The following is a 1,648-nucleotide window of genomic DNA, read 5'->3' on the forward strand; positions in this document are numbered from 1 at the left end:
CTCGCTTGGGTCCGCAATCTGACGACCCTCCCTGAAAATGAGCGAACCGTGAGTATAAATTGAGCTGGGTAGAGTAAACAAAAGGAACGTTTTCTTTACTCTGTCATAGAACTATCTACCGCAACGGCAAACCGCCATTTGCGTGATAAGGGACTTGCAAGTAAATAATATCCCAGTCAATTTGGGAGAATGATGATATCCCATTTGGGCAAAGTTTCAGATCGCTGCCAGAAAGGGAGATAGGATTCTAATTATCTCGAATATAAACCTAGAGCAAATATAATATGCCGCGTGACCACAGCGTTCCACAACCCAGACTCGTTCATATCGAGGCGGATTATTCTCCGGCAGTTTCCAAAACTGATTCGCCGACCGACCTGGGATCGGCGAGAATTGACGAGTATTTGCAGGCGCGATCGCTAGCGGTGAAAACTCAGAAAGCGTATCGTCAGGATCTACAGCACTTTCTGCGCTGGACAGACAAGGCTTGGGCAGCCGTGACCGCACGGCAGGTGGCGCAGTTTAAGACGCATTTGGTCAGAAAAGAAAATGGGCAGCGAGTGCTGTCAGATGCCACCGTGAAACGAATTCTGGGGACGTTGAAGGCGTTTTATGGCTGGTTGTGGCGGTGTGGGTATGTCGATCGTGATCCCACCCTTGAAGTGCAGTTGCCGAAGTTGGCAGAACCGGAAGCGGATAACCTGAGCGATGAGCAGGTGGAGAAGGTTCTGGCAGCGGTGGCAGGGATGAAACTGTGCGAACACGCTTCGCGTGAGCTTACGCAACGCAACCTGGCGCTGTTTGCCGTCTTGCAGCATGGCATTCGAGCGGAAGCGGCAACGTTGTTAAATGTCGGCGATTTTGATGGGAAACGCTTGTGGGTGCGTCAGGACAAGGGAGATAGTAAAGGGGTAGTGCCGCTCGATCAGGAGGGGGTGCAGAAGATTCAGGCGTACTTGGGGTGGCGCGTCAGTCAAGGAGAGGCGTTGCAACCGGACAGTCCACTGTTTGTGTCGGTTTCGCGGCGCAATCGGGGGGCGCGGATTGGGTATGACACGATCGATAAACTGGTGTGCCAACTGCGCGAGATGACAGGCATTGAGTTTCACGCGCATCAGTTCCGCCATACCTATGCGACGAATTTGGTGTTAGAGGGCATGAATCCGTATCATGTGATGACGCTGACGCGGCACAAGTCGGTGCAGAGTTTTCGCCGCTATACAAAGGCGGCAGACCAGCAGGCGGCGGAAGCGGCATTCTATGAAACCAAGCGGCGCAAGCGCAAAGCTGAACCTCACTCAGAACAGGAGTAGCTTGATTTTACATCAGCGGAAAACAGACGGGAAAAAGGGCTGTAGCGATTCCGCTTCAACAAAATAGAAGATAGGGTTGGGACACGCTTTGCGTGAGCTAAAGGCAACGACATAGTTTTGGATCTCGATTTATATCGATCTCATACTGTGAAACGGTCACACTACAAAGATTTCAGCCAAATATTTCACTTGAAATATCTTGAACTCAACGTGGCAACCTCAGTTGTGTGGTGATTGCCATGTTTTCTGGCTCAGAACTGTCGGTTCGGTGATTTTGTGAAGGGGATGAGCATATTTTTGGGGTTGCGAGAGCGAGTTCAATTGAGCAGGGTTTC

1 protein-coding gene is annotated in these 1,648 nt (G+C 51.0%); it reads left to right on the forward strand.

The window, feature by feature from the left end:
- Positions 1 to 284 precede the first annotated feature (284 nt).
- A complete protein-coding gene (locus ACJ2PR_RS35880) occupies positions 285 to 1,313 on the forward strand; it encodes a tyrosine-type recombinase/integrase (protein ID WP_446880636.1) in 1,029 nt (342 codons plus the stop codon).
- Positions 1,314 to 1,648: the final 335 nt, after the last annotated feature.

Source organism: Phormidesmis sp. 146-33, from assembly GCF_052939515.1.